At 74.5% G+C, this 13,496-nt stretch carries 10 protein-coding genes; 7 read left to right on the top strand and 3 right to left on the bottom strand.

Annotation, left to right across the window (positions count from 1 at the left end; all coding sequences use genetic code 11):
• Nucleotide 1: 1 nt before the first annotated feature.
• Entirely contained in the window at nt 2–520 is a 519-nt protein-coding gene (locus tag ACGF13_RS33280) for a GNAT family N-acetyltransferase (protein WP_392882453.1), read from the bottom strand.
• Between the two features lie 46 nt (nt 521–566).
• Here ACGF13_RS33280 and thpR point away from each other — a divergent pair, with 46 nt between their 5' ends.
• A complete protein-coding gene (gene thpR / locus ACGF13_RS33275; protein ID WP_392882451.1) occupies nt 567–1,154 on the top strand; it encodes an RNA 2',3'-cyclic phosphodiesterase in 588 nt (195 codons plus the stop codon).
• Between the two features lie 244 nt (nt 1,155–1,398).
• On the opposite strand, the gene serC is transcribed toward thpR, so the two are convergent.
• Nucleotides 1,399–2,517 (bottom strand): phosphoserine transaminase, encoded by a 1,119-nt coding sequence (gene serC, locus ACGF13_RS33270; RefSeq protein WP_392882449.1) that lies wholly within the window; start codon nt 2,515–2,517, stop codon nt 1,399–1,401.
• Between the two features lie 174 nt (nt 2,518–2,691).
• Nucleotides 2,692–3,792 (bottom strand): citrate synthase 2, encoded by a 1,101-nt coding sequence (locus ACGF13_RS33265; protein ID WP_360348291.1) that lies wholly within the window; start codon nt 3,790–3,792, stop codon nt 2,692–2,694.
• Between the two features lie 416 nt (nt 3,793–4,208).
• Between ACGF13_RS33265 and pdxH the strand changes: the two genes are divergently transcribed.
• From pdxH to ACGF13_RS33235, 6 genes are all read left to right on the top strand, one after another.
• Entirely contained in the window at nt 4,209–4,841 is a 633-nt protein-coding gene (gene pdxH / locus ACGF13_RS33260; protein WP_392882691.1) for a pyridoxamine 5'-phosphate oxidase, read from the top strand.
• A 144-nt stretch (nt 4,842–4,985) separates the two neighbouring features.
• Complete coding sequence (gene fxsA / locus ACGF13_RS33255; RefSeq protein ID WP_392882446.1) at nt 4,986–5,177, top strand: FxSxx-COOH cyclophane-containing RiPP peptide; 192 nt, start codon at nt 4,986–4,988, stop codon at nt 5,175–5,177.
• 283 nt (nt 5,178–5,460) lie between these two features.
• A complete protein-coding gene (locus tag ACGF13_RS33250) occupies nt 5,461–6,891 on the top strand; it encodes a TIR-like protein FxsC (RefSeq protein ID WP_392882444.1) in 1,431 nt (476 codons plus the stop codon).
• Nucleotides 6,881–10,894: an FxSxx-COOH system tetratricopeptide repeat protein gene (gene fxsT / locus ACGF13_RS33245; RefSeq protein ID WP_392882442.1), complete on the top strand. Its 4,014-nt coding sequence runs from the start codon at nt 6,881–6,883 to the stop codon at nt 10,892–10,894. The genes ACGF13_RS33250 and fxsT overlap by 11 nt, the downstream gene beginning before the upstream one ends.
• A gap of 60 nt (nt 10,895–10,954) precedes the next feature.
• Nucleotides 10,955–12,223, top strand: a complete 1,269-nt coding sequence (locus tag ACGF13_RS33240; RefSeq protein WP_392882439.1) for an FxsB family cyclophane-forming radical SAM/SPASM peptide maturase — start codon at nt 10,955–10,957, stop codon at nt 12,221–12,223.
• A 96-nt stretch (nt 12,224–12,319) separates the two neighbouring features.
• Nucleotides 12,320–13,414, top strand: a complete 1,095-nt coding sequence (locus ACGF13_RS33235; protein WP_392882436.1) for an aKG-HExxH-type peptide beta-hydroxylase — start codon at nt 12,320–12,322, stop codon at nt 13,412–13,414.
• Nucleotides 13,415–13,496 lie beyond the last annotated feature (82 nt).

Raw genomic sequence — 13,496 nt, 5'->3', positions numbered from 1 at the left:
TTCAGAGGCGGATCTCCAGCACCTGGCCGGGCCAGACGCCGTTCGGCTGGTCGACCTCGAACGCCACGGTCTCGGTGAAGCCGAGCGCCCGGTACCGGCCGACCAGCTTGCGGTCGGCGCCGCCGTAGCAGTCCACCCGCAGCAGGCCGATGCCGCGTCGGCGGGCCTCCTCGATCGCGTCGGCGATCAGCGCGGCGCCGATGCCGGAGCCCTTGCGGTCGCGGTCGGTGACCAGGTTGCGGACGTACAGCTCGCGCTCGTCCACGGCGGGGATCCACCGGCCGCGGTCCTCGGAGAGCACGCAGCAGCCGACCGTACGGCCGTCCTCGTCCACGGCGAGGCGGATCAGGAACGGTTCCTCGGCGTACGAGGAGACCTGGTCGATCCGGGCCTGGATGGTGCTGAACGGCTGGTCGCCCCACTGGCCGGTGCGGCCCTGGGCGGTCAGCCAGGAGATGGCGTCGTCGAGCAGGGACAGGATGTCGGGGACGTCCGCGGACCCCCCGTTGCGGATCTTCATGGGAGAACGTTCTACCCCAGCCGGCCGGGCGCGGGAAGATGGGCCCATGAGGTTGTTCGTGGCGGTGCTGCCGCCGGTCGAGGCGTTGCAGGGGCTCGCCGACGCGGTCGCGCCGGTGCGGGAGCTGCCCGGGGCGGAGCGGCTGCGCTGGACCGGCGTCGAGGGCTGGCACCTGACCCTGGCCTTCCTGGGCGAGGTGCCGGCCGGGAGCCTGCCGGAGCTGGAGGCGGGCCTGGCCGCGGTCGCCGAGGTCCACCCGGTGCACCGGCTGCGGATCGCGGGCGCGGGCCGGTTCGGCGACCGGGTGCTCTGGGCCGGGGTCGAGGGCCAGACCTGGGCGCTGCGGCGGCTGGCCGACGCCGTCACCGAGGCCACCGCCGAGGTCACCGGGGCGACCGACGACTTCGCCTTCCACCCGCACCTCACCCTCGCCCGGGCCGGCTCCTCGCGCGGCCACCGGCGGGCCGTGCAGCGGGTCGCGGCGGCCGAGCTGGACGGCCTGGTGGCGGCGCTGGCCGACTACCGGGGGTCGGAGTGGGACGCGGTCGAGCTGCGCCTGGTGCGCAGCGACCTGGGCGGCGGCTTCGCGCACTACGAGACGCTGCGCTCCTGGGCGCTGGCGGACTGGAGCTGAGCTCCCCGGGAGGGCCCGGCAAGGGGCCCGGGCGGAGTACGGGGTGAGCCGGAGGTACGCTCGTTGACCGTGGATCCCAAGACTCGTATGCGCATCGTCTCCGGCACCCTGGTGCTGATGCTGGTCGTCGTGCTGATCAGCTCGCTGGTCGGCCGATAGGCACCTCCGGCCTCCCGGCCCCGGAACGGCGAGAGGGCCACCGCCCGTCGGCGGTGGCCCTCGGCCGTGTCCTCGGGGGACGGGGTCAGAGCTGCTCGACCACGTAGTCGATGCAGTGGGTGAGCGCCTCGACGTCCGCCGGGTCGATCGCCGGGAACATCGCGATGCGCAGCTGGTTGCGGCCCAGCTTGCGGTAGGGCTCGGTGTCCACGATGCCGTTGGCACGCAGTGCCTTGGCGACCGCCGCGGCGTCCACCGACTCGTCGAAGTCGATGGTGCCGACCACCTGGGAGCGCTCGGCCGGGTTCGCCACGAAGGGGGTGGCGTAGGAGGACTTCTCGGCCCAGGAGTACAGCCGGGACGAGGAGTCGGCGGTGCGGGCGACCGCCCAGTCCAGCCCGCCGTTGCCGTTCATCCACTCCAGCTGGTCGGCCAGCAGGAAGAGGGTGGAGAGCGACGGGGTGTTGTACGTCTGGTCCTTCGACGAGTTGTCGATGGCCGTCGGCAGGGAGAAGAACGGCGGGATGTAGCGGCCGGAGGCGGCGATCTCGGCGGCGCGCTCCAGGGCGGCCGGGGAGAAGGTGGCCAGCCACAGGCCGCCCTCGGAGGCGAAGGACTTCTGCGGGGCGAAGTAGTAGACGTCCGTCTCGGTGATGTCCACCGGCAGGCCGCCGGCGCCCGAGGTGGCGTCCACCAGCACCAGCGAGCCCTCGTCCGCGCCGGCCGGGCGCCGGATCGGCATCGCGACGCCGGTCGAGGTCTCGTTGTGGGTGAGCGCGTAGACGTCCACGCCGGCCTCGGCGACCGGCAGCGGGTGGGTGCCCGGGGCGGTCTTGATCACGCTCGGCTCGCCGAGCCAGGGCGCGGCCTCGACCGAGGAGGCGAACTTCGAGGAGAACTCGCCGAAGTCGAGGTGCTGGGACTTCGCCCGGACCAGGCCGAAGGCGGCGATGTCCCAGAAGGCGGTGGAGCCACCGTTGCCGAGGACGACCTGGTAGCCGTCCGGCAGCGAGAAGAGGCTGCTCACACCCTCGCGCACGCGCTTGACCACGTTCTTGACCGGGGCCTGGCGGTGGGAGGTGCCGAGCAGGGAGGTCTGGGTGGCGGCGAGGGCACTCAGGGCCTCGGGGCGCACCTTGGACGGTCCGCAGCCGAAACGGCCGTCTGCGGGCTTGATGTCAGCGGGGATCTGGATCTGAGCCACGGGCGCAGCCTACCGGCCGGGGGCCCGGCGGATGTACGGCCGTCCGCCCGCTGAGACTGGGGTCCCGGCCGTCCGGGAGCCGCCCGGGGACGCGCGGCAGCGGGCCCGGACGGAGCCGGACCCGCTGCTCAGGGGCACTGACCGGACGCTCGTCCGGTATCGCGCCGCGGGGGATCAGTGGGCGATGGCGTCCCAGCCCTCGATCTCCTCGGGGCGGCGCGGGCCGGGGCCGACGTAGCGCGCGGAGGGGCGCACGAGCCGGCCCGTGCGCTTCTGCTCCAGGATGTGCGCCGACCAGCCCGCCGTGCGCGCGCAGGTGAACATCGAGGTGAACATGTGCGCCGGGACCTCGGCGAAGTCCAGCATGATGGCGGCCCAGAACTCGACGTTGGTGGCCAGCACGCGGTCGGGGCGGCGGTTGTGCAGCTCCTCCAGCGCGGCCTTCTCCAGGGCCTCGGCGACCTCGAAGCGCGGCGCGCCGAGCTCCTTGGCGGTGCGGCGCAGCACCCGGGCGCGCGGGTCCTCGGCGCGGTAGACGCGGTGGCCGAAGCCCATCAGGCGCTCGCCCTTGTCCAGCGCGTTCTTGACCCAGGCGGTCGCGTCGCCGGTGCGCTCGATCTCCTCGATCATGCCGAGCACGCGGGACGGGGCGCCGCCGTGCAGCGGGCCGGACATCGCGCCGACCGCGCCGGAGAGGGCGGCCGCGACGTCGGCGCCCGTGGAGGCGATGACCCGGGCGGTGAAGGTGGAGGCGTTCATGCCGTGCTCGGCGGCCGAGGTCCAGTAGGCGTCGACGGCCTTGACGTGCTTCGGGTCCGGCTCGCCGCGCCAGCGGATCATGAACCGCTCGACGACCGTCTCGGCCTTGTCGATCTCGCTCTGCGGGACCATCGGCAGGCCCTGGCCGCGGGCCGACTGGGCGACGTAGGACAGGGCCATCACGGCGGCCCGGGCGAGGTCGTCGCGGGCCTGCTCGGCGTCGATGTCCAGCAGCGGCTTGAGGCCCCAGACCGGGGCGAGCATGGCGAGGGCGGACTGCACGTCGACGCGGATGTCGCCGGAGTGCACCGGGATCGGGAACGGCTCCGCGGCCGGCAGGCCGGGGTTGAACTTGCCGTCCACCAGCAGGCCCCAGACGTGGCCGAAGGAGACGTTGCCGACCAGGTCGTCGATGTCGACACCGCGGTACCGCAGGGCGCCGCCCTCGCGGTCGGGTTCGGCGATCTCGCTCTCGAACGCGACGACTCCCTCAAGCCCGGGTACGAAATCGGACATGCGACGGCTCCTTCAGTTCTGCGATCGGCGCTCCGCCGTGGTGGGGCGGCGCACCAGTGACCGAATGGTGTTTGGCACTCGGTGCCAGAGTGACAGGCACGGGGTGCATTGCGCCATACACCACCGTGGTGATGTTTCCCGTCGTCCCGCTTGACCTTCCCGCGGACGGGCCGGCCCGCCCGGGGAGGCCGCGGAACCAAACGCCCGGTTCCGGACAATTCCCGCAGGGTGGGCGGCCGACCGGTGGCGGGTCACCTCATCTCCCACCGAGGTTTGTCCGGAGGTAGCGGTGTCCGTTGCTTGTCGTACGGGATGATGTTGGCGTGCAGACCCCGGATCGCGCCCAGTCGACGCCCCTGAGCCCCGCCAACCGGACCCTGGCCGACGAGGCCCGCCCAGGCCCGGACCTCACCGTGATGCGCAAGCACTACAGTCACGAGGGCCTGGTCGAGGAGCAGCTCGCGCCCGAGCCGATCGGCCAGTTCACCCGATGGTTCCACGAGGCGGACGACGCCGGCGTGGTGGAGCCCAACGCGATGGTGCTCTCCACCGCCGACGCCCAGGGGCGGCCCAGCTCCCGCACCGTCCTGCTCAAGGGCTACGACCTGCGCGGCTTCGTGTTCTTCACCAACTACGGCTCCCGCAAGGGCTCCGAGCTGGCCGCCAACCCGTACGCGGGGTTGCTGTTCCCGTGGATCGCGCTGGCCCGCCAGGTGATCGTCCAGGGCCGGGTGGAGAAGGTCGGCCGGGACGAGACCGCCGCCTACTTCCGCACCCGCCCGCACGGCTCCCAGCTGGGCGCCTGGGCCAGCGAGCAGTCCAGTCCGGTCGACGGCCGGGAGGTGCTCGAACGGCGCTACGCCGAGCTGGAGCGCCGCTACCCGGAGGGCGAGGGCGTGCCCGTCCCGCCGTTCTGGGGCGGGTACCGGGTGGTCCCGCAGAGCGTCGAGTTCTGGCAGGGCCGGGAGAACCGGCTGCACGACCGGCTCCGCTACGTCGCCGACCCCGCCGCCCCGACGGGCTGGCGGGTGGAGCGGCTCTGCCCGTGATCCGTTCGGCCCATCAGCTCCGCGCGGCGCCCGCGCGGAGCTGATGGTACGTCACTCCCCGGGTGTAGGATGCCCGTCGCGGACCTGGGTCGATGCACCTTCGGCCAACAGCCCGCTGTGCCGACACGATCGAGTGAGGGACTGATGGGCGTCACCGGTGCGGAAACCGCCGCTGGACTCGGCTCTGACCTGGTCGACGTCGCCGCCCTGTCGCTCGACGAACTCGAAGCCCTGCCCGACACCGTCCTCGGCGACCTGCTGCGCCGGGTGGTCGCGGACGCCCTGACTCCCGGCGCCGAGCCGCTCGCCGCCTTCCAGTCGGCACTCGACCGGTAGGCCGCCTCGCCGCCGGCATCCGGCCCGCGGCACCCCGCCGGACGCACCCCGCCGGCGGCGCTCGACCGGTGGCACTCGCCGATCCCGCCGGTGCGCCCCGCGATCCCGTCCGCGCGCCCCCGGGCGCCGGAGTACCGCGGGCCGTCCGTGTGCGCCTGACCACCGGCTAAACCACCCGAGGCGCCGAATCCGCCAACTCGCCAGCGGGGCCGGGGGAGTTCGCGACATGCTGGGGTATGAAACCAGCGCCGTCGCGGACCGTCGGGCACGGGGGGAACAGGTGATGGGGCAGGAACAGCAGAGGCCGTACTTCTTCTTCAGCTACGCGCGTCGGGACTTCGAGGCCGAGGACGCCTTCGTCAACCAGTTCTTCAACGACCTGCGGGACGAACTCGGCCGAGTGCTCGGGGTGGCCGTCCGGGCCGAGGAGCTCGCCTTCCGCGACACCGAGCAGCTGCGCCTCGGCGACGACTGGGCCGAGCGGCTGGCGACGATGCTGGGCCGCAGCCGGACCATGATCGCGCTCTACTCCCCGGCCTACTTCGCCAGCCTCTACTGCGGCAAGGAGTGGACCGCCTTCCGCGGCCGGGTGCGGCGCCACCACGAGGACACCGGGGAGCTCGTCCCGGCGCTGATCCCGGTGCTCTGGGAGCCCGTCGGCTCGGGCGAACTGGCCGCCGAGGTGACCAAGGTCCAGTGGGTCCAGCCGGACATGGGCGAGGCCTACGCCCGGCACGGTCTGCGGGCCCTGCTGCGCACCGCGCAGAGCGGGGCGTACGAGCAGGTCGTCCGGGTGGTCGCGGAGCGGGTGCGGGACGCGGCCGCGCGGCGGCTCGGCGAGCTGCCCGAGTTCGACCTGGGCGCGGTGCGCGGCTACTTCCCGCCCCCGGCGGCGCCGGAGCCGGCCCCCAGCCCCGGGATGGTGCGGCTGTTCATCGCCGCCGGGAGCGCCCCGGAGGCCGCCGCGCAGGGCGGCTCGTACACGGGCGGCTGGTACGGGGCCAAGCCCTGGCACTGGGCGCCCTACTACCCGCCCGCCCGGCCGTCCCTGGCGGCCCGCGCCCAGCAGGTGATCACCGCGGCCGGGCACACCACCACGCTGGAGGAGATCGGTCCGGGCCTCGGCGACAAGCTCGACCAGGCCCGGGAGGACAGCCAGGTCAGCGTGTTGCTGGTCGACCCGTGGGTGGCCGGCAACGGCCGCTACCGGGCCGCGCTGAGCGAGTACGACGACCAGAACCACCCGGTCACCGGCGTGGTGGTGCCGATCGGCAGCAGCGACCCGGACGGGGAGCGCGAAGCGCCGTGGACCGGCGTGCGCGGCGTGTTCCGCCGCAACTGGTTGCGCCGGAGCGACCTGGAGCACTTGTTCCGGGTGCGCGTGAACCAGGAGAGCTTCGACAACGACCTCACCATCATGGTGACGGTCGCCCAGAACAAGCTCATGGACGACAACCTCGATTGGGGAGACGATGGCGGGGACGCCTTCGGCCTCGGCCCGGAAGGCGACGCCTTCGGCTTCGGCGACGGCCCGGACATGCCCGGGCTGACCATCCCGGCCGGTCCGTCCGGGCGGCCCGGCCCGTCGGGTCCGCGCCGGGGCCGACCGCCCGCGCAGCACCACCCCGATCCCGCTCCACCGGAACTGCCCGGCCAGCGCCGGGGCCAGGACGATGCCGTCCCGCTGAGGGGAGACCAGGACGATGACCACTGAGCCCGGCGCAGAGCTGGAGCGCGGCGGACCGGGATCGGTCGTCACGTTCTACTCCTTCAAGGGCGGCACCGGCCGCACCATGGCGCTCGCCAACGTCGGCTGGATCCTCGCCAGCCGCGGCCTGCGCGTCCTGGTCGTCGACTGGGACCTGGAGGCGCCCGGCCTCCACCGCTACTACCACCCGCTGCTGGTCGACCCGGAACTCCACTCCACCGAAGGCCTGATCGACCTGCTGCGCTCCTACGTCAAGCAGGCGCTGCCCTCCGCCAGCGGGCCGGTCGGGCAGTCCCCGGCCGACTGGCTGGACGAGCCCGGCCGCCTGGAGGGCTACGTCTGCGGCCTCGCCCTCGACCTGCCGCCCGGCGGCCGGCTCGACTTCCTGCCCGCCGGCCGGCAGAACGCCGCCTACGCCGCCGCCGTCACCAGCTTCAACTGGCGCAGCTTCTACCACGGCCGGGACATCCGCGGCGGCGAGTTCCTGCGCGAGCTGCGCGAACGCTGGGCCCGCGGCTACGACTACGTGCTCATCGACAGCCGCACCGGCGTCAGCGACACCTCCGGTATCTGCACCGTCCTGATGCCCGACACCGTGGTGGACTGCTTCACCTTCAGCGCCCAGAACATCCGCGGCGGCGTCGACGCCGCCCGCGACATCACCGAGGCCGAGGAGCGGGCGATCCGGGTCCTGCCGGTGCCGATGCGGGTCGAGGACGCCGAGCAGGAGCGCCTGGAGGCCGGCCGGGACTACGCCCGCGAGGCCTTCGCCCCCTACCTCGGCCGCTGGCTGGCCGGCGACCGCCGGGCCGGCTACTGGGCCGACGTCGAGGTGCCGTACAAGCCCTTCTACGCGTACGAGGAGGTGCCCGCCACCGTCGCCGACCGGCCGCAGGAGGCCCGCAGCCTGCTCAACGCCTTCGAGCGGCTGGCCGGTTGGATCACCGACGGCCGGGTCCGCACCCTGCGCCCGCTCACCGCCGAGACCCGCCGCCGGCTCTACGGCGCCTACCTGCGCTCCGCCCGCGCGGTGCCGCGCCAGGTGTTCGTCAGCTACGCGCCCGAGGACCGGATGTGGGCCGAGTGGGCCGCCGGGACGCTCACCCGCTTCGGCTACCAGGCCTCCCTGCACAGCGCCGCCGAACCGTACACGGGCCCCCGGCCGCCCGAGGTCGCCGGGCCGATCGACGGCCAGGGCCGGCTGCTCGCGCTGCTCTCGCCCGAGTACACCGCGCTGCCCCGGGCCGCCGAGGTCTGGCAGCTCCTCCAGGGGCGCGAACTGGCCTCCGGATCACCGGCGTTGGTCCCCTTCCGGCTCCAGGACCCGGACGAGCCGGTGCCCCGCCCGTTCGCCGGGCAGCCGGTGCCCGACCTGGTCCGCTCCTCCGCGGTCGGCGCCGAGTCCCAGCTCTACGCCGAACTCGGCCCGCCGCCCGGCAGCAACCGGCAACTCGACACCGACAGCGGTGAGTTCGCCGCCCCCGCGCGGTTCCCCGGCACCGCCCCGCAGGTCCAGGACGCGCCCTCGCGCAACGCCGCCTTCATCGGCCGCGGCAAACTCCTGGAACTGCTCCGCAACCGCTTCACCGGCGGCCCCGCCGCCGTGCTCAGCCAGGTGCTCTACGGCTTCGGCGGCGCCGGCAAGTCCCAGATCGCCGCCGAGTACGCGCACCGCTTCAAGGCCGCCTACGACGTGATCTGGTGGGTGCCCGCCGAGGAGCCCGCCAACATCCCGCAGAAGCTCGCCGAACTCGCGCCCCGGCTCGGCGTGCCCACCAGCGACGACGTCGCCCACACCGCCGCCGCCGTGCTCGACGCGCTGCGCCGCGGCCAGCCGTACCGCCGCTGGCTGCTCGTCTTCGACAACGCCGGCACCCCCGAGGAACTCGCCCCCTGGCAGCCGGCCGGATCCTCCGGCGGGCACGTGCTGATCACCTCCCGCAACCAGGGCTGGGCCCGGCACGCCGGCCTGGTGGAGGTCGACGTCTTCCTCCGCGAGGAGAGCGTGCGACTGCTGCGCCGCTTCAACGGCGGCCTCTCCGCGGAGGACGCCGACCAGGTCGCGCACCGCCTCGGCGACCTGCCGCTCGCCGTCGGCCAGGCCGCCGTCTGGCTCCAGGAGACGTCGATGCCGATCGCCACCTACCTCGAACTGCTCGACGAAGAGCTCACCGAGATGCTGGAACGCACCCGGCTGCGGGCCGCCGACTACCCGCACTCGGCCGCCGCGACCTGGCGCATCTCGGTCGAGGAGCTGCGCCGGATGAACGCCCCGGCCGCCCAGATCCTGGAGATCTGCGCGTTCTTCGGCCCGGACGCCATCCCGATGCGGCTGCTCTACAGCCGGGCCGTCACCCGCGCCCTGCGGCTGCCCCCGCGCGCGCCCCGCGACAAGCTCGCGATCGGCGAGTTCCTGCGCGCCATCAACCGGTTCGGGCTCGCCCGCACCGACCAGGGCAGCGAGACCATCACCGTGCACCGGCTGGTCCAGGCGGTGCTGCGGGACCAGGTCGAGGAGGAGCGGCGGGCCGAACTGAGCGGCGTCGTCCACGCCGCGCTCGCCACCGCCAACCCCGGCGACCCGGACGTGCCCGCGAACTGGGCCGAGTACGCCGAACTCCTGCCCCACCTCTGGCCGTCCGGGGCGCTCGACAGCGCCGACGAGGACGTCCGGCAGTGGATCATCGACTCGGTGCGCTACCAGTGGAAGCGCAGCCTGCACGAGTCCGGCCGGGAACTCGCCGAGCGGACCCTGGAGCACTGGCGCCAGGACGGCTACGGCGGGCCCGGCTTCGACGTCGACAACGACGCCCAGACGCTCATGCTGCGCACCCAGCTGAGCAACATCCGCCGCTCCCAGGGTGCCCTCCAGGAGGCGTACGAGATGGACCGGGACATCCTGGAGCGCTTCACCGCGACCCTGGGCCCGGAGCACTCGCACACCCTCGCCGTCGCCAACAGCCTCGGCGCCGACCTGCGCTTCCTCGGCCGCTACGACGAGGCCAGGGCGCTCGACCGCCGCACCCTGGACGCCGCCCGGCGCACCCTCGGCCCGGACCACCCGCGCACCCTGATGATCACCAACAACCTCGCCGTCTCCGACTACCTGGCCGGCGACCGCCGGGCCGCCCTGGAACGGCACCGCAGCAACTACCTCCAGCAGCGCGACGCGCTCGGCGCGCACAGCCTCTACGCGCTCTCCTCGGCCTCCAACTACGCCCGCGACCTGCGCGAGACCGGGCGGCTGCGGGAGGCCCTGGACCTGCTGGAGGAGACCGTCCGGATCTACCAGCAGACCATCGGCGACAGCCACACCGACACCCTGCGCGCCCGCAAGAACCTGGCCGTGGCGCTGCGCCGGGCCGGCCGGTACCACGAGGCCCTGGAGATCGACGAGGACATCTACCAGCGCTACCTGGACATCAACGGCCCCGAGCACCCCGACACCCTGGCGGCCGCCACCAACCTGGCCAGCGACCTCAACGCGCTCGGCGACACCGGGCGGGCGATCCCGCTGGCCGAGCGGGCGCTGGCGCGGTACCGCGACTACCTGGGCGAGAACCACCCGGTGACGCTGGCCGGCGCCAACAACCTCTCGGTGTACCTGCGGCTGGCGGGGCGCGCGGCGGAGGCGCGCGAGCTGTCCGGCCGTACGCTGGCGCAGTTCCGCACCGTCCTCGGCGCGCACCACCTCTACATCCCGATCGCGATGATGAACCACGCCAACGACCTGGCGCTGGCCGGGGAACTCCGGGCCGCGCTCGAACTGGAGCTGGAGGCCGAGCCGTTGATGACCGACGCCCTCGGCCAGGACCACTACGACTCGATCGGCATCAACTCCAACCTCGCGCTGTCGCTGGCCGCCCTCGGGTACGCCGAGCGGGCCGCGGAGCTGCGGGCGGACTGCATCCGGCGGGCGCGGTCGACCCTGGGGGAGGAGCACCCGACGACGATCGCGGTGCGGGCCGGGACGCGGCTGGACTCGGACGTGGAGCCGCCGCACGTGTGACGAACCGTCAGGCCGCCTGGTGGTCGGGCGGCGTGGCGGCCAGGCCTTAGGCTCACGGGCATGGTGCCGTTCCGGCAGTTCCTGCTGAAGATCCACAGTCGGTGCAACCTGGCCTGCGACTACTGCTACGTGTACGAGGGCGCGGACCAGAGCTGGCGCGGGCGGCCGCGGCGCATGGAGCTCGCGACCGTCCGCCGCACCGCCCGGCGGATCGACGAGCACGCGGCCGAGCACGGGCTGGACGAGGTGTCCGTGGTGCTGCACGGCGGCGAGCCGCTGCTCGTCGGCGCGGCCCATCTGGACGCGCTGCTCGGCGAGTTGGCGGCCGTCCGGCCCAGGGTGCGGTTCACCGTGCAGACCAACGGGCTGCGGCTGCTGGACGAACCTGCGCTGCTCGACGTGCTGCACCGCCACCGGGTCGCGGTCGGGGTCTCGCTGGACGGCACCCGGGCCGGCCACGACCGGCACCGGCGGCTGCCCTCCGGCGCGGGCAGCTGGGCGCGCACCGCCGAGGCGGTGCGGCTGCTCGGCTCGGAGCGGCACCGGGAGCTGTTCGCCGGGCTGCTGTGCGTCGTCGACCTGGCGTCGGACCCGGTGGCCACCTACGAGGCGCTGCTGGAGTTCGCGCCGCCCAGGATCGACCTGCTGCTGCCGCACGCCACCTGGCGCGAGCCCCCGCCGGGCGTCCCGCCGCGGCCGGTGCCGGACGCGCCGCCGCCGGGCGGGGGGCCCGCGCCGTACGGGGAGTGGCTGATCGCCGCCTTCGACCGCTGGTACGGCGCGCCGCGCCGGGAGACCGGGGTGCGGCTGTTTGAGGAGCTGGCGGTGCTGCTGCTCGGCGGGCGGGCGGCCAGCGAGGCGGTCGGGCTGGCGCCCGTCGACCTGGTGGTGGTCGAGACGGACGGGGCGATCGAGCAGGCGGACAGCCTCAAGGCGGCCTACGACGGCGCCCCCGGGACCGGCCTGGACGTGTGGCGGCACGGCTTCGGGGAGGCGGGCGCGCACCCGGCCTTCCGGGCCCGCCAGCGCGGCCTCGCGGGCCTCGGGGCGGTCTGCGCCGGGTGCCCGCTGGCCAGGGTCTGCGGCGGGGGCCTGTACGCGCACCGGTACGCGGGGGACGGCTTCGGGCACCCGTCGGTGTACTGCGCGGACCTGGACCGGCTGATCCGGCACATCGCGGGGCGGCTGCGGGCGGGAGTGGCGGGACTGGCGGGGGCGGCGGGGGCGGCGCGGGCGACGGGGGCGGCAGGTTCGGCGGGGGTGGCATCGGAGGCGCGGGCGGGGCGTCGGTTCACCCGTCCGGGTCATGCCCGGCCGCCGTCCGGCTGATCCGCACCCGCGCGGGGAGACCGCGGGCGGATCCGGCGGGTTGGGCGAGGGGCCGGCCGACCTGGCCGGCAGCCGCACACACGAGGAGGAGGACCGGTGACGGGTACGGGCGAGGTGGTGGCGGCCGGGGTGCCGGGCGCGCGCGGGGCGGACGGACTGCCCCGGCACGGGGTGGACCGGGCGACGTTCCGGGCGATCGCGGGCGCGCGCGGCGGGCCGGAGGCCGTCCGGCTGCTGCGCGCGGGGCAGTTGAGCAAGCGGGCGCTGCTGCTGCTGGCGCTGCGCCGGTCGGCACCGGAGCACGACGGCTACCGGGAGGCGTACGCCCGGGTGCGGGCGCTGCAGCGGGACGACCGGGACGGTTGGGAAGAGGTGCTGCTGCGGCCGGAGTTGGACGCCTGGGCGGCCGACTGCCTGCGCGGCGCGGCGGCGGGGGAGGCCGTTCCGCTCGACGGGCTGGGCGAGTTCCTCCGGTCGGGCCCGGGGCCGGCCCTCGCGCTGGAGTGCGACGGGCTGCGCTGGACGCCGTCGATCGACCACGCCGGTCCGCGCCGGGTGGACTACGGGCGCCCGCCGGCCGGGCCGCTCACGGGCGACGAACTCGCCCGCTGGGAGGGGCGGTTGGCCGAGGCCTGGGAGATCCTGGTGCGCCGCCACCGCCGCCATGCGCGGGCCCTCGCGGCCTGCGTGGCCACCGTCGTGCCGCTTCGGCCCGCCCCCGGCGGGGAGGTCGTCAGCGCTGCCGCCCGGCGGGCGTACGGTGCGGTGGCGGCCTCGCTGCCGGACGATCCGGTGCTGCTCGCGCTCGCCCTGGTGCACGAGTTCCTGCACGTCCAACTCGGCGCGCTGATGGACCTGGTGCCGCTGCACCGCCCCAACGGTCCGGCCGTCCACCACGCTCCCTGGCGGCCCGACCCGCGTCCGGCCGGGGCGCTACTCCAGGGGGCGTACGCGCACCTGGGCGTGGCGGACTTCTGGCGGGCGGAGGCGGTGGGCGCGAGTGTCGGTGACGCGGCGCGCGCGGCCCGTGCGCACGGGGAGTTCGCGCGCTGGCGGACGCACACCCTGGCGGCCGGGCAGACGCTCCTGGGCTGCGGCGAACTCACGCCGGACGGGCTGGAGTTCGCCAGGGAGTTGGTGCGGGCCGTGGGGGAGCTCGGCGAGCCGGGGGGAGTGAATCCGGGGGAATGAATCCGGTGAGGCGGAGGCTTGACCGGATGGCGCGCTTGTGGGGGTTCTCTGCCGGGCACTCCCGGGGTGTGCCCAGGCGGCG

Source organism: Kitasatospora sp. NPDC048286 (assembly GCF_043201735.1).
Classification (GTDB): Bacteria; Actinomycetota; Actinomycetes; order Streptomycetales; family Streptomycetaceae; genus Kitasatospora.
This window is presented reverse-complemented; position numbering and strand designations above follow the sequence as displayed.